Origin of the sequence: Streptomyces sp. NBC_00203 (assembly GCF_045206325.1) — a bacterium.
Taxonomy (GTDB): domain Bacteria; phylum Actinomycetota; class Actinomycetes; order Streptomycetales; family Streptomycetaceae; genus Streptomyces; species Streptomyces lutosisoli.
Genome location: NZ_CP108126.1, coordinates 1373795 through 1390394, shown reverse-complemented (window position 1 = coordinate 1390394; position 16600 = coordinate 1373795). Strand labels below are relative to the sequence as shown.

At 69.8% G+C, this 16600-nt stretch carries 14 protein-coding genes; 6 read left to right on the top strand and 8 right to left on the bottom strand.

The genetic code is table 11. The annotated features are described in order from the left end of the window. The first annotated feature begins 65 nt into the window (after window positions 1-65). The 3 genes from OG975_RS06490 (at window position 66) to OG975_RS06480 (ending at window position 4192) form a co-directional block, all read left to right on the top strand. Complete coding sequence (locus OG975_RS06490) at window positions 66-851, top strand: L,D-transpeptidase family protein (protein ID WP_406328094.1); 786 nt, start codon at window positions 66-68, stop codon at window positions 849-851. Window positions 852-970: 119 nt separating this feature from the next. Next, entirely contained in the window at window positions 971-2584 is a 1614-nt protein-coding gene (locus tag OG975_RS06485; protein WP_406328092.1) for a peptide-N4-asparagine amidase, read from the top strand. A gap of 162 nt (window positions 2585-2746) precedes the next feature. After that, window positions 2747-4192: a cation:dicarboxylate symporter family transporter gene (locus OG975_RS06480; protein WP_406328090.1), complete on the top strand. Its 1446-nt coding sequence runs from the start codon at window positions 2747-2749 to the stop codon at window positions 4190-4192. On the opposite strand, the gene OG975_RS06475 is transcribed toward OG975_RS06480, so the two are convergent. Both OG975_RS06475 and OG975_RS06470 read right to left on the bottom strand, forming a co-directional pair. After that, window positions 4185-7115: an FAD-binding and (Fe-S)-binding domain-containing protein gene (locus tag OG975_RS06475; RefSeq protein ID WP_406328089.1), complete on the bottom strand. Its 2931-nt coding sequence runs from the start codon at window positions 7113-7115 to the stop codon at window positions 4185-4187. The genes OG975_RS06480 and OG975_RS06475 overlap by 8 nt on opposite strands. A gap of 20 nt (window positions 7116-7135) precedes the next feature. Next, complete coding sequence (locus tag OG975_RS06470; RefSeq protein ID WP_330302859.1) at window positions 7136-7591, bottom strand: MarR family transcriptional regulator; 456 nt, start codon at window positions 7589-7591, stop codon at window positions 7136-7138. Window positions 7592-7735: 144 nt separating this feature from the next. Between OG975_RS06470 and OG975_RS06465 the strand changes: the two genes are divergently transcribed. Both OG975_RS06465 and mltG read left to right on the top strand, forming a co-directional pair. After that, on the top strand, window positions 7736-9535 hold the full coding sequence (locus OG975_RS06465) for an ABC transporter ATP-binding protein (protein ID WP_406328087.1): 1800 nt from the start codon (window positions 7736-7738) through the stop codon (window positions 9533-9535). A 43-nt stretch (window positions 9536-9578) separates the two neighbouring features. Further along, window positions 9579-10514: an endolytic transglycosylase MltG gene (gene mltG, locus OG975_RS06460; RefSeq protein ID WP_406328085.1), complete on the top strand. Its 936-nt coding sequence runs from the start codon at window positions 9579-9581 to the stop codon at window positions 10512-10514. A 16-nt stretch (window positions 10515-10530) separates the two neighbouring features. Here the strand turns inward: mltG and OG975_RS06455 are convergent, their stop codons facing one another. The 6 genes from OG975_RS06455 to OG975_RS06430 form a co-directional block, all read right to left on the bottom strand. Continuing rightward, complete coding sequence (locus OG975_RS06455; protein ID WP_406328084.1) at window positions 10531-11619, bottom strand: NAD(P)-binding domain-containing protein; 1089 nt, start codon at window positions 11617-11619, stop codon at window positions 10531-10533. Window positions 11620-11710: 91 nt separating this feature from the next. After that, on the bottom strand, window positions 11711-12871 hold the full coding sequence (locus tag OG975_RS06450; RefSeq protein ID WP_406328083.1) for an LLM class flavin-dependent oxidoreductase: 1161 nt from the start codon (window positions 12869-12871) through the stop codon (window positions 11711-11713). Beyond that, on the bottom strand, window positions 12871-13902 hold the full coding sequence (locus OG975_RS06445; RefSeq protein ID WP_406328082.1) for an ABC transporter substrate-binding protein: 1032 nt from the start codon (window positions 13900-13902) through the stop codon (window positions 12871-12873). Before OG975_RS06445 ends, OG975_RS06450 begins: the two co-directional genes overlap by 1 nt. A gap of 101 nt (window positions 13903-14003) precedes the next feature. Then, the gene (locus tag OG975_RS06440; RefSeq protein WP_406328081.1) at window positions 14004-14759 is read right to left on the bottom strand and encodes an ABC transporter ATP-binding protein; all 756 of its coding nucleotides are present in this window, start codon (window positions 14757-14759) and stop codon (window positions 14004-14006) included. Then, on the bottom strand, window positions 14732-15619 hold the full coding sequence (locus OG975_RS06435; RefSeq protein ID WP_406328080.1) for an ABC transporter permease: 888 nt from the start codon (window positions 15617-15619) through the stop codon (window positions 14732-14734). Before OG975_RS06435 ends, OG975_RS06440 begins: the two co-directional genes overlap by 28 nt. Before the next feature lie 150 nt (window positions 15620-15769). Further along, complete coding sequence (locus OG975_RS06430) at window positions 15770-15838, bottom strand: putative leader peptide (RefSeq protein ID WP_351286961.1); 69 nt, start codon at window positions 15836-15838, stop codon at window positions 15770-15772. A 171-nt stretch (window positions 15839-16009) separates the two neighbouring features. Between OG975_RS06430 and OG975_RS06425 the strand changes: the two genes are divergently transcribed. Beyond that, a complete protein-coding gene (locus OG975_RS06425) occupies window positions 16010-16438 on the top strand; it encodes a secondary thiamine-phosphate synthase enzyme YjbQ (RefSeq protein ID WP_406328079.1) in 429 nt (142 codons plus the stop codon). Window positions 16439-16600: the final 162 nt, after the last annotated feature.

The following is a 16600-nucleotide window of genomic DNA, read 5'->3' as shown; positions in this document are numbered from 1 at the left end:
CCCGCGAATGGCCGGGAAGCAGATGGTGGGCGATTCGCCCGATACGTGGTGCAACTATGTGCCGTATGCGAAAGAACGGGATGGGCCGCGTGCGAAAGAGCGGCGCGATGCGTGCGGGGTTCGCCGCGGCGGCTTGTGGTGTCCTTGTCGTCGCTCTGTCGGCCTGCGGTGGCCAAGGCGGCGGGGGCGCGAGCGCGAGTGGGAGCGGGACGAAGGGCACCGGAGGGCCCGGCGGCCAGGCCGGCCACTCCCCGCCGCAGACCGTCGACCTGACACGCATCCCTGACGTCGGCGACCGGTTGCAGCAGCGGATCCCGCCCGCCTCCCACCAGGTCGTCGCGGTCTACGGTGAGGGCAAGAACTCCGCCGACTCCACCGTCGTCCTGTACACGAAGTCCGGTTCCACCTGGGACGAGACCCGTAGGTGGCCGGCGCACAACGGGACCAGGGGCTGGACCACCGACCACCACGAGAACGACAAGCGCAGCCCCGTCGGGGTGTTCACGCTCACCGACGCGGGCGGAGTGCTCGACGACCCGGGCGCCCTGCTCCCGTACGACCAGTCGGAGACCTATCAGGCGCCGTACGACTGGGACGAGTCGCACTGGCACGACTTCGACTACGTCATCGCCATCAACTACAACCGCCGCGTGGGCGCCCCGCCCGAGGACCCGCACCGCCCCCTGGGGCAGTCGAAGGGCGGCGAGATCTGGCTGCACCTGGACCACGACAGCGGCACGTCCGGGTGTGTGACCGTGTCCGAGTCGGCCATGGAGTATCTGCTGCGCACGCTCGACCCGGATCAGCATCCTGTCGTGGTGATGGGGGACAAGGCGGATCTGAACGCCTAGTCCTCGTGGCGGAACGGGGGCACCACGACGTGGGGTCCCCGTTCCGCCACCGTCCTCGTGCGCATGCCGTCCCGAGGGCCCATTGCGGGACGGGTCAACCGCCCCGTAGAACACCGCACATGAGAAGACGGCTCATCATGTCCATGCTCGCCGGGGTGACCCTCGTGGCGAGCGCCTTCCTCGGGGCGGCCCCGGTCTCGGCCACTCAACTCGCGGACCCTCCCGCCGAGTTCGGCACCGACTGGCACGACCCCCTGACCGCCGCCCCGCCGATCGCCGCGCCCGCCACCAAGTCCTGCGAAGTGACGGTCGCCGAGGCGCAGTTCCGAGACTTCACGCCGTACCAGGGCACGTACGCGCCGCCGAGCGGTTGCGGTGACCGCTGGAGCAAGGTGGTGCTGCGGCTCGACGGCAAGGTCAAGGGGCGGCAGTTCGACCGGCTCGGCTATCTGCACATCGGCGGGGTCGAGATCTTCCGCACGTCCACTCCGGAGCCCTCGCCCGACGGCATCGAGTGGTCCGTCGAGAAGGACGTGACCCGCTACAGCGACACCTTCCGGCAGAGCCGCGACGTCGAGATGCTGATAGGGAACGTCGTCGACGACACGTACACCGGAGTCCTCGACGTCAAGGCCACGCTCACCTTCTACGCCGCCGAAAAGCCCGCCAAGCCGGCGGCGGCCACCCCCGACCGGGTCCTCACCCTCCAGGACGGGACCCTCACCACACCGCGCAACAGTGAGCGCATCGTCGCCGAGGTGTACGCGACCGGGTCCGGTGGCGGCTGCGAGGAGTTCTGGTATCTGACGGTGCCGGACTCGGCCCCGTACTCCTGCCAGGCGGACAACGGTCCCTACCGCGAGGTGCAGATCAAGGTCGACGGTCAACTCGCCGGTATCGCCGAGCCGTTCCCGACCGTGTGGACCGGCGGCTGGTCCAACCCCTTCCTCTGGTACGTGATTCCGGGCCCGCGCGCCTTCGATGTCAAGCCCATCGAGTACGACCTGACACCCTTCGCCGGGCTCCTGAACGACGGCCGTCCGCACCGGGTCGACGTCTCCGTCGTGGGCGTTCCTCAGGGGCAGACCGGCTGGAGCGCCCCGGTCAACGTCCTCGTCTGGCAGGACGCGAAGAGCGAGCACGTGAGCGGCGCGCTCACCGAGGTCAAGGCGGGCGACCTGGCCAACTCGTCGACGTACACGTCCGGTTCGGAGAACCGCCTCGACACCGAGGGCGGGCATGGGCTGACGGTCTCCGGGTACGTCGACACCTCGCACGGCCGCGTGAAGACCACCGTCCGGCGGGTGCTGGCGAACACCTCCGTGCACCGCTGGACGGACGGTGAGAACACGGACGGGCTCAAGGCGACCTGGACCGACGACGAGACGGTCACCGTCGACGGACGAGGGCCGGCCAGGACGACGCGCACCCAGCGCACGTACGCGATGGACGGCACGACGACTCTCGGCGCGGACGACCGGCTGCGGACCGTCCTGACGCTCGGCGACCGGGCGGCTGTGGTGGAGACGCGCGGCGGGCGGCGCACCGCGTGGTCCCGGCTCGACGACACCTACACGGGCGATGCCACGTATACGGCGAACGTGCCGCGCGACCAGCGTCATGCGGTCGCGGTGACGAGCGAGCGGTATCGGCTGTACGGCTCGGCCGGTTGCTACGACCGGAGTGTGACCACCGTGCAGGGAGCGCTGACGCAGGACCGCAGCGACTGCTGAGAACCCTGAGGCTTCTGAGGCCCCTGAGTAGGGATGGTGCCTCTGTTCCATGATTTACATGGACGTGACACAGAGGTATCCGGCGGCACGGAGAACTCCTCAATAGTGATCAGCGCGGAAGCGCTTTTCCGCATACCAGAAGTCCCCTTGGAGGAGTCCCCCGTGCCGCCGTCTGTACCGTCCCCGCGACGCGTCGCACGCATACTGCGTACCTCATTGTTCGCGCAGGTCGCCTGCGCTCTCGTGCTCGGAATCGTCGTAGGAAGGTTGTGGCCCGACACGGCCACGACCTTCCAGCCGCTCGGCGACGGTTTCGTGCGTCTCATCAAGACCGTGATCTCGCCGCTCGTGTTCTGCGTGGTCGTCGTCGGCATCGCCAAGGCCGGCAATCTGAAGGCCTTCGGGCGGATCGGGCTCAAGTCCCTGATCTGGTTCGAGGTCGCGTCCACGGCCGCGCTGCTCATCGGCCTGGTCGCCGCCAACGTTGTCAACCCGGGCTCGGGCATGAACGTCGACCCGTCGAAGCTCGACGCGTCGGCGATCGACGGCAAGACCGCAGGCGGTTCGCTGCCCTCGACCAGCGAGTTCATCCTGAACGCGCTGCCCCAGAGCGCCGTCGGCGCGTTCGCCGAGAACTCGCTGCTCCAAGTCCTGGTGCTGGCGTGTCTGACGGGTGCCGCGCTGCTGCACCTCGGCACCACCAAGGTGCCCAAGATCCTGCCCGCCATCGAGCAGGCACAGGAGATCATCTTCGCGATCGTCGGCTTCGTCATGAAGCTGGCCCCCCTCGCGGTGTTCGGCGCCATGGTCCACCTGGTCGGCGAGTACGGGCTCGGCGTGATCAAGACGTACGGCAAGCTGATCATCCTGTGCTACGCGGTCGCGCTGCTGTTCCTCGCGCTGCTCGCCGTCGCGCTGAAGCTGGTCACCGGGCTCAGTCTGTGGAAGTTCGTCCGCTACACCCGCGCGGAGATGCTGCTCGCCCTCGGCACCGCGTCCAGCGAGACCGTGATGCCGCGCATGATGCAGAAGCTCCGCCAGGCGGGTGCCCGGGACGACGCGGTGGGGCTGGTGCTGCCCACGGGGTACTCGTTCAACCTCGACGGCGCCTCGATCTACCTCTCCATCGGCACGCTGTTCATCGCCCAGGCCGTGGGCGTGGACCTCTCCCTGAGCCAGCAGATCACCGTGATCCTGGTGCTCATGCTGACCAGCAAGGGCATGGCGGGCGTACCGGGTTCGGCCTTCCTCGCCCTGTCGGCGACCGCGTCCTCCCTCGGCGTCATCCCCGCGGGAGCGGTCGCGCTCCTGCTCGGCGTCGACCGGATCATGGACTCGATGCGCGTCGCCACCAACCTGCTAGGCAATTGCGTCGCTGTCTTCGCGGTGTCCCGCTGGGAGGGCGCGCTCGACCTGGAACGGGCCAAGAAGGTGCTGGACGGCGAGATCGCGTTCGTGGAGGAGGACGACGAGCCACGGGCCGAGGCGCCCGCACAGCCGGAGCCGGTGCCGGACCCGGAGCTGGACGTGGAGCCTGAGCCGGTGGCCAAGGCCGACGTGCCCGCTCAAGCCGTCGCGGTCAAGGAACCCGCACCCGAGGTCAGTTGACCGATTCAGGACGGGTCGCGCGCTCCAACTCCAGCAGTACGGAGTAGTAGCCGCGGCCCGTCGCGTGCTCCATCCCCACCTCGCACATACGGTTCGCCGAAAGGTGCGCGTCGAAGGGGCGCGAGCCCACGAACGCGGCCTCCTTGCGGGTGGCCGACTCGGTGAGCTCCTTGTGGAGCATGCCGCGGTCGCCCGCGAAGGCGCAGCACCCGGCGTCGTCCGGAACGACCACCTCGTCGGCGCAGGCCTCGGCCACCGCGCGCAGCTGTGCCTCGTCGCCCAAGTGGCGCATGGAACAGGTGGGGTGGAGCACCGCGGAGCCGACCCTCCGGAGCACCGTGAGGTGGGGGAGCAGCTCGTCGGCGGCCCACACCAGGGAGTCGACGACCGTCAACTCGGCGTGCAGCTCGCGGTTGTCGGCGGTGAGATACGGCACGACCTCGTGCGTGAGGCCGAGCGTGCAGGACGAGGCGTCCACGACGAGGGGCAGCTTGCCGCCCGCCGTCCATCCCCAGGCGGCCTCGACGATGCGATTGGCCATGACGGCGTTGCCAGTGTCGTACCCCTTGGAGTGCCAGATCGTCGCGCAACACGTCCCCGCGACATCGTCCGGAATCCAAACCGGCCTCCCCGCGCGCGTGGAGACCGCGACGACGGCCTGGGCGAGCGACACGTCCCCCGGGCCGGCGAAGATGCGGTTGACGCAGGCCGGGTAGTAGACGGCGGAGGCCCCCTCGCGCGCGGTGCGGGGCAGTTTCGCGGGGGCCGCTCCCGGGATCCCCGGCAGCCACTCGGGCACGAGGTCCGGCCGTACCGCCTTGCGTGCCGCGCGCGTCGCGGCGCCCACCCATCGGTCGCCGATCCGGTCCGCGGCGGCCACGGCCAGTCGCGCCGCCGCCTCGACCACCCGGAAGTTCCGCGCGGCGAGCGCCGCCGTCTTCTCCTCGCGCGGCGAGTGCCGTGCGTGCCGGAAGCCCTTCATCAGCGCGCCCGTGTCGATGCCGACCGGACAGGCGAGCCTGCACGTCGAGTCGCCCGCACAGGTGTCCACGGCGTCGTATCCGTACGCCTCCAGGAGGCCGTCCTCGACCGGGGAACCGTCGGGCTGGCGCATCATCTCCCGGCGCAGCACGATCCGTTGGCGCGGCGTGGTCGTCAGGTCCTGGCTGGGGCAGGTCGGTTCGCAGAAGCCGCACTCGATGCAGGGGTCGGCGATCGGCTCGACCCGCGGAATCGTCTTGAGGCCCCGCAGATGCGCGAGCGGATCACGGTCGAGCACGATACGCGGCGCGAGCACCCCGTCCGGATCGATCACCCGCTTCGTCCGCCACATCAACTCCGTCGCCCTGGGGCCCCATTCGAGTTCCAGGAACGGCGCGATGTTCCGGCCCGTGGCGTGCTCGGCCTTCAGGGAGCCGTCGAAGCGCTCGACCGTCAGCCGGCAGAAGTCGTCCATGAAGGCGGCGTACCGCGCGACATCGGCCGCCCGGGACGCGTCGAAGGCGAGCAGGAAGTGCAGATTGCCGTGCGCGGCGTGACCCGCGACGGCCGCGTCGAAGCCGTGCCGCGCCTGGAGTTCGAGCAGTGCCGCACAGGCCTCCGCCAGCCGTTCCGGAGGCACCGCGAAGTCCTCGGTGATCAGCGTGGTCCCGGACGGACGCGCACCGCCGACCGCCGTGACGAACGCCTTGCGGGCCTTCCAGTAGCCCGCGATGGTCTTCGGGTCGCGGGTGAAGGCATTCGTCACCGAGGCGACGGGGGAGACCAGCGTGAGCCCCTCCAGCGCTTCGAGGGCCGCTTCCTCGTACGCCTCCTGCCGGGACGCGTCCGGAGCGCGGAACTCCACCAGGAGCGCCGCCGTCGACCTGGGCAGTGCGGCCCAGTCCGCGGGTACGCCCTCGACGCTCACCGAGGCGCGCAGCGTGTTGCCGTCCATCAGCTCGACGGCGAGCGCGCCCGCCTCGTTGAACAGGGGCACCGCGGCGGCCGCGGCCGGCAATGAGGGGAAGAAGAGCAGCCCGGTGGTGACACACCGGTCCAGCGGCAGTGTGTCGAAGACGACCTCCGAGATGAAGCCGAAGGTGCCCTCGGAGCCCACCATCAGGCCGCGCAGGATCTCGACGGGTGTCGAGCCGTCCAGGAACGCGTCCAGGCGGTAGCCGTTGGTGTTCTTGATGGCGTACTTGGCGCGGATGCGGGCGACCAGTTCGGGGTCGGACTCGATCTCCGCCCTGAGCTTCATCAGCCCGGCGCACAGAGCCGGCTCGGCGTGCGCCAGCTGCTCGTCGGCGTCCGGCTCCGCCGTGTCCACGACCGTGCCGGTAGGCAGCACGAAGGTGAGGGAGGCGAGCGTGCGGTACGAGTTCCGGGTGGTGCCCGCCGTCATACCCGAGGCGTTGTTCGCGACGACCCCGCCTACGGTGCAGGCGACCGCGCTCGCCGGGTCGGGGCCGAGCACGCGTCCGTGCCGGGCGAGCGCGGCATTGGCGCGGGCGACGGTCGTACCGGGCCCGATGCGGGCCCGCCGGCCGCCGTCCAGGACCTCGACGCCGGTCCAGTGCCTGCGCACGTCGACGAGGATGTCCTCGCCCTGCGCCTGGCCGTTGAGCGAGGTCCCGGCCGCGCGGAAGACCACCTCGCGGCCCTTCCCGTGCGCGTACGACAGCACGGCCGACACGTCGTCGATGTCCTCGGGGACCACGACGACCCGGGGGACGAAGCGGTAGGGGCTGGCGTCGGAGGCGTACCGGACGAGGTCGGAGATCCCGGTGAGTACCTTGTCGGCGCCGAGCAGGGCGATCAGGTCGCCGCGCAGGGGCTCGGGCGTACCCCCGGCACGGTCGTCGGGGACCCGGTCGGGCGAGGGGGCCTCAGGGCGCGCGGCGGGGCGCAGGGCATCCGGCTCCGGCTCCAGCAACGGCATCGCGCACCACTCCTACCGATTCAGCAGCGGTGCTCCATCCTGGGCGCGCCGTCCACCAGGGTGTCCAGCAGCCCGCCGAGCACCTCGCGCTGCTCGTCCGTCAATGGAGCCAGGATCTCCTCCGCGGCCGACCGGCGCGCGCCGCGCAGCTCCCGCAGCGCCCTGCGTCCGTCGTCCGTGACCTCGATGCGGATCACGCGCCGGTTGGTGGGGTCGGGGACCCGGCGCACCTTGCCGCTCGCCTCCAGGCCGTCGACCAGGGAGGTGACGGCGCGGGGCACCACTTCCAGGCGCTCGGCGAGATCGGCCATGCGGGGTGGCGAGCTGTAGTGCGCGAGGGTGCGCAGCAGCCGGGACTGGGCCGGTGTGATGCCCAGCTCGCGCTGCTCCAGATGGCGCTTCTGGATGCGGTGCACGCGCCGCGTCAGCCGCAGTAGCTGCTCGGCCAGCAGGCCGTCGGCATCGGGGGTGGTCATGCGGGAACAATATCAGGATGCAGTTCATTGTGAGTATAGGTAACAATGAGCTAAGCTCCGTCAATCGTCATTTCCATGCTCGCCCGAGCGCCCATTGAGCGAGCATCGCTTCTGTCCTTCTCACCTCACTTCCGTAGGAGCCCATTGCGCCCCGACCAACCCACCTGGACCCCGACATCTGCCGACGCGGAACAGCCGCGGCAGGTGCGCCGCATCCTGAAACTCTTCCGGCCCTACCGGGGCCGCCTCGCGATCGTCGGCCTGCTGGTCGGCGCCGCGTCCCTCGTCTCCGTCGCCACGCCCTTCCTGCTGAGGGAGATCCTGGACGTCGCGATCCCCCAGGGCCGCACCGGCCTGCTGAGCCTGCTCGCGCTCGGCATGATCCTCAGCGCCGTCCTCACCGGTGTCTTCGGCGTGCTGCAGACCCTCATCTCCACCACCGTCGGCCAGCGCGTCATGCACGACCTGCGCACCGCCGTCTACGGCCGGCTCCAGCGCATGTCGCTCGCCTTCTTCACCAGAACCCGCACGGGTGAGGTCCAGTCGCGCATCGCCAACGACATCGGCGGGATGCAGGCGACCGTCACCTCCACCGCCACCTCGCTGGTCTCGAACCTGACCAGCGTGGTCGCCACCATCGTCGCGATGGTCGCCCTGGACTGGCGCCTCACCGCCGTCTCGCTGCTCCTGTTGCCGGTGTTCGTGTGGATCAGCCGCCGCGTCGGCAACGAACGCAAGAAGATCACCACCCAGCGCCAGAAGCAGATGGCCGCGATGGCCGCCACGGTCACCGAGTCGCTCTCCGTCAGCGGCATCCTGCTCGGCCGCACCATGGGCCGCGCCGACTCGCTCACGAAGTCCTTCGCGGAGGAGTCCGAGAGTCTGGTCGACCTCGAAGTCAGGTCGAACATGGCGGGACGCTGGCGGATGTCCGTCATCGGCATCGTCATGGCCGCCATGCCCGCCGTCATCTACTGGACCGCGGGCATCGCCTTCCAGTTCGACGGTTCCTCGATATCGATCGGCACGCTCGTCGCCTTCGTCTCGCTCCAGCAGGGCCTGTTCCGCCCGGCGGTCAGCCTGCTCTCGACGGGTGTCCAGATCCAGACCTCACTCGCCCTCTTCCAGCGCATCTTCGAGTACCTCGACCTGCCCATCGACATCACCGAGCCCGAGAGCCCGGTCCACCTCGACCAGGTCAAGGGCGAGATCCGCCTCGAGGACGTCGAGTTCCGCTACGACGACAAGAGCGGCCCGATCCTCGACGGCATCGACATCACCGTCCCCGCGGGCGGCAGCCTCGCCGTCGTCGGCCCGACCGGCTCCGGCAAGTCCACGCTCAGCTATCTGGTGCCGCGGCTGTACGACGTCACGGGCGGCCGCGTCACGCTGGACGGGGTCGACGTGCGCGACCTGGACTTCGACACGCTCGCGCGCGCGATCGGCGTCGTCTCCCAGGAGACGTACCTCTTCCACGCCTCGGTCGCCGAGAACCTGCGGTTCGCCAAGCCGGACGCCACCGACGAGGAGCTGTACGCGGCGGCGCGGGCGGCCCAGATCCACGAGCACATCGCGTCCCTGCCCGACGGGTACGACACGGTCGTCGGCGAGCGCGGCCACCGCTTCTCCGGTGGTGAGAAGCAGCGCCTCGCCATCGCCCGTACGATCCTGCGCGACCCGCCGGTGCTCATCCTCGACGAGGCGACCAGCGCCCTGGACACCCGTACGGAACACGCCGTCCAGGAGGCCATCGACGCCCTGTCGGCCAACCGCACCACGCTCACCATCGCGCACCGGCTGTCCACCATTCGGGGTGCCGACCAGATCGTGGTCCTCGACTCCGGTCACACCGTCGAACGCGGCACGCACGAGGAGCTGTTGGAGCAGGAAGGGCGCTATGCCGCCCTTGTCCGCCGGGACGCCCAACTGGAGCCGACAAGATGACGATATGCCGGGTTTGGTGGCATTAGCGGGTTAACGTGCCCGCATGCAGATGAACACTCCGCCACGGAGCACGATTCGACTGACGCGACGGGGCCGGGTCGCCCTCATCACGACCGGAGCCGTCGTGGCGGCCACCGCCGTGGCGGTGCCGCTGCTGACGATGGGAGGCGGCGAGGTCGCGCAGCCGACGTCCCTCGTCATCCCGGAGGGCTGGCGCTCCGGCCAGGTCTACGAGGCCGTCGACAAGGCCCTCCGGTTGCCCACGGGCACCACCAAGAAGTCCCTCGGGAAGGCCAACCTGAAGCTGCCGAACGACGCCGAGGGCAACCCCGAGGGGTACCTCTTCCCGGCGACGTATCCGCTCGACAAGAAGGCGACTCCGGAGTCGCTGCTGTCGTACATGGTCAACACCGCGAACCTGAAGTTCAACGGAGCCCCGGTCGCCGCCGGCGCGCAGCGCAACGCGATGAACGTCTATCAGGCGGTCACCATCGCGAGCATCGTCCAGTCCGAGGCGGCGACCAAGGCGGACATGGGCAAGGTGGCCCGGGTCATCTTCAACCGCCTGGAGCGGGGCATGCCGCTGCAGATGGACTCCACCATCAACTACGCGCTGAACCGCTCCACCCTGAACACCAGCCAGAACGACATCAGGATCAACAGCCCCTACAACTCGTACCAGCGGATGGGCCTGCCGCCCACGCCGATCGCCAACCCTGGCGAGGAGGCGATGCGCGCCGCGATCACGCCTACCCCGGGCGACTGGCTGTACTTCGTGACGGTCAAGCCGGGCGACACCCGCTTCACGGCCAGTTACGAGGAGCACCAGCGGAACGTCGCCGAGTTCAACCAGATCCGCAGCAGCGCGTCTCCCGCCGCCCCTGCCACCGGCACTGCCACTGCCTCCACCGCTTCCCCCGGCTCCACCGCCCCCACCGCTCCCGCTGCCTCCACCGCTTCCGTCACCGCCCCTCGCTGAGCCGCCGTACCGGACATCACGCGGCGGTCGGCACCCCCGCCAGCAGCCGCCTGATGTCCCGTACCGCCGCGCGTCCGGCCCGGTTGGCGCCGATGGTGCTGGCCGAGGGGCCGTACCCGACCAGATGGATGCGAGGATCGGCGACCGCGCGTGTCCCCTCGACGCGGATGCCGCCGCCCGGTTCGCGCAGCCGCAGAGGTGTCAGATGGTCGATGGCGGCCCGGAAGCCGGTCGCCCACAGGATGACATCGGCGTCCACGTGACGGCCGTCGTTCCATTCGACGCCGTCGGGCGTGATTCGGTCGAACATCGGCTGCCGGTCCAGCACGCCGTCGGCCAGAGCCTGCCGGATCGCGTCGTTCAAGGGCAGCCCGGTGACCGAGACGACACTCTTGGGCGGCAGTCCCTGACGGACCCGCTCCTCGACGAGCGCGACGGCGGCCCGGCCGAATTCCTCGGTGAAGGGACCCTCACGGAAGACGGGCGGACGCCGCGTCACCCACGTGGTCCCGGCGGCGTACGGGGCGATCTCCATCAGATGCTGGGTACCGGACGCGCCGCCGCCCACGACGACCACCCGCTGTCCGGCGAAAGCCTCGGGACCGGGGTACTGCGCGGTGTGCAACTGCCGCCCCCGGAAGGTCTCCTGGCCCGGATAGCGCGGCCAGAACGGCCGGTCCCAGGTGCCCGTGGCATTGATCAGCGCCCGCGCCGACCAGATACCGTCGTCCGTCTCGACGAGCAGCCGCCCGCCCTCGCCCTCGCGTACGGCCTTCACCTCGACCGGCCGCCGCACCCGCAGGTCGAAGGTGCGCTCGTAGGTGTCGAAGTACTCCGCGATGACCTCGGAGGACGGGCGCGCCGGGTCCGCGTCCGTCAGTTCCATGCCGGGCAGGGAGTGCATCCCGTGCACTTTGCCGTACGTCAGTGACGACCAGCGGAACTGCCAGGCGCCGCCGGGACGCGGCGCGTGGTCGAGCACGACGAAGTCCCGCTCGGGCTCGAAACCGCCCCGCCGCAGGTGAAAGGCGCTGGACAGGCCGGCCTGCCCAGCGCCTATGACGACGACGTCGACTTCGCGCGCTCGTACCCCGGTGTTGTTCACGCATCTACTAACCGGACCGGGGTCCGGGATCTTCCCGGAGGATGTCCGCCGGTGACCAATTCGACGAGTGGTGAGCCACCCGAAGCCTTGGTCAGCGGCCGCTCGCGACCAGCAGGGGCGCGCCACCTCTCACGGCTGCCGCCGCGCGGGGCAGCAGCCCCCGCGCAGCCAGATCCGGAATCACTCCCTCCCCGAACCAGTACGCCTCCTCCAGATGCGGATACCCGGAGAGCACGAAGTGCTCGACGCCCAGCGCGTGGTACTCCTCGATCCGGTCGGCGACCTCGGCATGGCTGCCCACCAGAGCGGTGCCCGCGCCACCCCGTACGAGCCCCACGCCCGCCCACAGGTTCGGAGAGATCTCCAGCCGGTCGCGGGAGCCGCCGTGGAGCGCCAGCATGCGCTGCTGGCCCACTGACTCGCTGCGTCCGAGGGCCGACTGCGCGGCCGCGATCGTGTCGGCGTCGAGGTCGTCGAGCAGCCGGTTCGCCGTCGACCAGGCCTCGGCCGACGAATCGCGGGAGATGGTGTGCAGCCGGACACCGAAGCGAACCGTGCGCCCCTCGCGGTCGGCGAGCGAGCGAATCCAGTCGATCTTCTCCTTGACCTGTGCCGGAGGCTCGCCCCACGTCAGATAGACGTCCGCGTGCCGGGCCGCGACCGGACCCGCGGCCGCCGACGAACCGCCGAAGAAGATCTCGGGCAGCGGATCGGGCGGCAGCGCCGTCAGCCCGCCCTCGACCTGGTAGTGGGCGCCTTCGAAGTCGTACGGCTGCCCGCTCCACACCCCGCGTACGACCGACAGGAACTCGTCCGTACGCGCGTACCGCTGATCGTGCCCGAGATGGTCGCCGAAGCGCCGCTGTTCCGCCGAGTCGCCGCCGGTGACGACGTTCAGGAGCAGCCGGCCGCGTGTGATGCGCTGGTACGTCGCCGCCATCTGTGCCGCGAGCGTCGGCGAGATGACGCCCGGCCGGAACGCCACCAGGAACTTCAGCCGCTCGGTGTGCTGGGCCAGCGCCACCGTGGTCAGCCAGGCGTCCTCGCACCAGGTACCGGTCGGCGTGAGCACCGCCTCGAAGCCCAACTGCTCGGCGGCCTTGGCGATCTGGGCCAGATACTCGATGTCGGGCGCGCGGACCCCGCTGACCGGCCGGGCGCGGTCGATGTCGTTCGAGGCGTACGCGTGCCGGTCGACGAGGGTACGGCCGTCGCCGCCGGTCGGCAGGAACCAGTGGAGATGGACGGTCATCAGGATTCCTTGAAGACGCGGGGCGTGGTCGTGGACGGCGGCAGGCTGCCGTTGAACCGGGTGTCCACGAAGTCGGCGAAGTCGACCTTGCCGGGGATGAGCTTCAGGCCGGTGAAGGTGTCCGCGATCGCCTGCTCGGAGGCGATGAGCGGCTTGTCGACGGCGACCGCGATACGACTGGCGTTGGTCCGCTTCACCGAGGCCAGCGCCACCTCGTACGGCAGCCCGGTGTCCTTGGCCCACACCTTGGCCCACGCCTCCGGGTGGTCGTAGACCCAGTCCTGGGCCCGCCGCAGCCGCTCCAGATAGTCCTTGATGGCCGCGGCCTTCTTCGTGTCCTTCAGCGCGCTCGGCGCCGCCACCTGGAAGTTGAGCCCGTTGACCACGCCGTCGCCGTCCGCCAGGATCCGGCCCTGCTCGGCCCCCAGCACCTGCGAGGTGTACGGGTCCCACACCGCCCACGCGTCGACCTTTCCGCTGGTGAACGCGGCCAGCGCGTCGGCGGGCTGGAGATACTTCACCTTGACGTCGCTCAGCGTGAGCCCGGCCTCCTTGAGCGAGGCGATCAGCTGATAGTGCGCGGACGAACCCTGCGCCACGGCGACGGACTTGCCCTTGAGCTGCTCGGGCTTCTTCAGTGACGAGTTCTTCGGTACGAGGATGGCCTCGCCCTTGGACGTGCCGTGCCAGGCGGCCACCACGGTGATCTTGGAGTTGGCGCCGGCCGCGAAGACGGGCGGGGTGTTGCCGACGCCGCCGATGTCGACGGCCTTGGCGTTGACGGCCTCCAACAGTGGCGGGCCGGACGTGAACGTCGACCACTTGATCTTGTAGTCGAGGTTCTTGAGCTCTCCGGCGGCCCGCAGCACCGCCTCCGAACCGCCCTTCTGGTCACCGACGTTGAGCGTGAGGGACCCCTTGCCGTCGGTCCCGGCACCCGCGGCGGTGTCGGCCGCCGAGTTCCCGCCGCAGGCGGCGAGCAGCAGGGCCAGGGGAAGGAGCAGGGCGGCGGGGGCGAGGCGTCGTCGCATGGTGGTTCCGTTCGTTGGGTTGAACCGAGGGTGTGATGCAGCGGGGTCGAACTCGGGGATTTGTCCGGCCAGGGTTGAACTGAGGCTTTGGGAGGGGGAGTTCAGGGGGCCTCGGCGGCGGTGTCGACGCCGAGCCGTTCCAGCAGCGCGGCGCGCAGTGCGGCGAACCGGGGGTCGGCGATGTCACGCGGGCGGTCCAGCTCGACCTCCGTCTCGTACGCGATGACGCCGTCGTCCATCACGAGGACGCGGTCGGCGAGCAGTACCGCCTCCTCGACGTCGTGGGTGACCAACAGGACGGCGCAGCCCCGGCGTTGCCAGAGTTCGCCGACGAGTCGCTGTGCCTTGATCCGGGTCAGCGCGTCCAGCGCGCCGAACGGCTCGTCGAGCAGCAGCAGATCGGGCTCGCGGACCAACGCGCGGGCCAGCGAGGCACGTTGGGCCTCACCGCCGGAGAGCGTCTTGGGCCAGGCGTCCGAGCGGTGACTGAGACCGACCTCGGCCAACCCCTGTTCGGCGACGGCACGTCCTGGCTTGCCGGGCAGACCGAGCAGGACGTTGCGCCACACCTTCTTCCACGGCATCAGCCGGGGTGCCTGGAACGCGACGGCCTTGCGCCGCGGGACGAGGACGGTGCCCTCGATGTCACGGTCCAGCCCGGCGAGGATCCGCAGGAGCGTGGACTTGCCGCAGCCGCTGCGGCCGAGCAGGGCCACGAACTCGCCCGGCCTGACATCGAGTTGGAGGTTGTCGATGACGGCGCGGCCGTCGAAGGAGCGGGTCAGTCCCGCGACATGTACGGCCGTGGCGGGGGCCTTCCGGGTGGTGGTCACCGGCCCGTGAACGTCGGTCGCCATTGCAGCAGCAGCCTTTCGAGGGTGCGGACGATGAAGTCGGCGAGCAGGCCGAGGAAGGCGTAGACGATCAGGCAGACCACGATCACGTCGGTCCGCAGGAAGTCCCGCGCCTGGACCATGAGGAAGCCGATCCCGGCGTCCGCGTTGATCTGCTCGGCGAAGACGAGCGCGAGCCAGGCGATGCCGAGGGAGTAGCGCAGCCCGGTCATCGCCCCGGGCAGCGCGCCCGGCAGCACGACATGCCGGACGAGCCCCCAGCGCGAGAGTCCCAGCGACTCCCCGGCCTCGATCAGCTGGGAATCGACGCCGCGGATACCGGCGTACACATTCAGATAGAGCGGGAAGGACACGCCGAGCGTGATGATCGCGATTTTCGGGGCCTCGCCGATGCCGAACCAGATGATGAACAGCGGGATCAGCCCGACGAACGGCACGGTCCGCAGCATCTGGACGCTCGCGTCCACGAGGTCCTCACCGATGCGGAACAGCCCTGATATCAGGGCGAGTCCGGTACCGACGACGGTGCCGAGAAGCAGGCCGACCGCGACGCGCTGCAACGAGACGCCCATCGCGTTCGGCAGCGACCCGTCCGCGATCAGATCACTGCCGACCCTCGCGATGGTGCCCGGCGAGGCGAGGACATCGGAGGCCAACACGCCCGTAGCGCTGAGGAGTTGCCACAGGGCGAGCAGCAGGACGGGGCCGGAGGTCCGGCGCAGCCAGCGGGGGACCCGGGTGCGGCGCGTGGAGGCGGGAACGATGGGTTCGAGGTCGGGCGACGCCTGCGAGGGCTCGCCGTCCTTGGATATATACGAAATATCGGGCTCTGATGGGCCGGGCGGGGCATGGCTGATGCTCATGAGTGCTCCACGGGAAGGAGAGCGACCGGAGAGGGGTGCGCCATGGCGCCGCCGCGTCATGAACTCAGCGTGGGATCACGTGAGATCGGACGCGCGGGTGGGCGGAGCGAAGGCGAGGAGAAAAAGGGGGAAAGCGGGGGTGAAAGGGCGTCAGCAGCCGCGGCGACACGCGGCGGAGGCCACCCGCAGCAGGTCGATGTGACCGCGCGTGGTGAGCATGGCTGAACGCAACATGCGGCAGAAGCTAGCCAGCTGGTGCGTGTACGGTCAATGGTGTCTCGCGGACTGGACCTCACGTATCACCGTACGGGCGGGGCGGTCGGGGTGCGGATCCCGATGTGCGGGCCGTCGATCGGGCGTGGAACCCCACGTATGGGCGAGGATTGGGGCATGTCCGATGCCTTCACCACCCGTGTCCTGAACGTCGCCACCGGTTCGTCGGAGACGGTCGTCGATCTCACCCGTGACTGTGAGGCCTTCCTCCGGGAGGCGGCGGCCGGCCGCGACGGTCTCCTGAACGTCTTCGTCCCGCACGCGACCGCCGGAATCGCGATCATCGAAACCGGCGCCGGCAGCGACGACGACCTCCTCGCCGCCCTCCACTCCCTGCTCCCCGCGGACGACCGCTGGCAACACCGCCACGGCAGCCCCGGCCACGGCCGCGACCACGTACTGCCGGCGGTCGTGCCGCCGCACGCGACGTTGCCGGTAGTGGGCGGGCGGCTGGAGTTGGGGACGTGGCAGTCGGTGTGCCTGGTGGACACGAACAGGGATAATCCGGAGCGAAAGGTTCGTTTTACCTTTCTTGCCGGCTCCTGATCTCATTCCTGCTCTTTGGGTGACTTCCTTGGGGCGGGACCGTAACCGTCCGACATTATTGGGCACTCAGGGTAGTCGCCATGCCCGCCGGTATCACCTATTGGACAATTACCATAAAAAGCGCACGGCCCTAGCCAAGCACGGATGTGCTCGAGGTGGAGA

Excerpts from the sequence above, each read along its gene's own strand:
- mltG (WP_406328085.1), top strand. The coding sequence starts at position 9,579 with ATGCAGATGAACACTCCGCCACGGAGCACGATTCGACTGACGCGACGG.
- OG975_RS06445 (WP_406328082.1), bottom strand. The coding sequence starts at position 13,902 with ATGCGACGACGCCTCGCCCCCGCCGCCCTGCTCCTTCCCCTGGCCCTG.
- OG975_RS06490 (WP_406328094.1), top strand. The coding sequence starts at position 66 with ATGCGAAAGAACGGGATGGGCCGCGTGCGAAAGAGCGGCGCGATGCGT.
- OG975_RS06435 (WP_406328080.1), bottom strand. The coding sequence starts at position 15,619 with ATGAGCATCAGCCATGCCCCGCCCGGCCCATCAGAGCCCGATATTTCG.
- OG975_RS06475 (WP_406328089.1), bottom strand. The coding sequence starts at position 7,115 with ATGCCGTTGCTGGAGCCGGAGCCGGATGCCCTGCGCCCCGCCGCGCGC.
- OG975_RS06440 (WP_406328081.1), bottom strand. The coding sequence starts at position 14,759 with ATGGCGACCGACGTTCACGGGCCGGTGACCACCACCCGGAAGGCCCCC.
- OG975_RS06425 (WP_406328079.1), top strand. The coding sequence starts at position 16,010 with ATGTCCGATGCCTTCACCACCCGTGTCCTGAACGTCGCCACCGGTTCG.
- OG975_RS06450 (WP_406328083.1), bottom strand. The coding sequence starts at position 12,871 with ATGACCGTCCATCTCCACTGGTTCCTGCCGACCGGCGGCGACGGCCGT.
- OG975_RS06470 (WP_330302859.1), bottom strand. The coding sequence starts at position 7,591 with ATGACCACCCCCGATGCCGACGGCCTGCTGGCCGAGCAGCTACTGCGG.
- OG975_RS06485 (WP_406328092.1), top strand. The coding sequence starts at position 971 with ATGAGAAGACGGCTCATCATGTCCATGCTCGCCGGGGTGACCCTCGTG.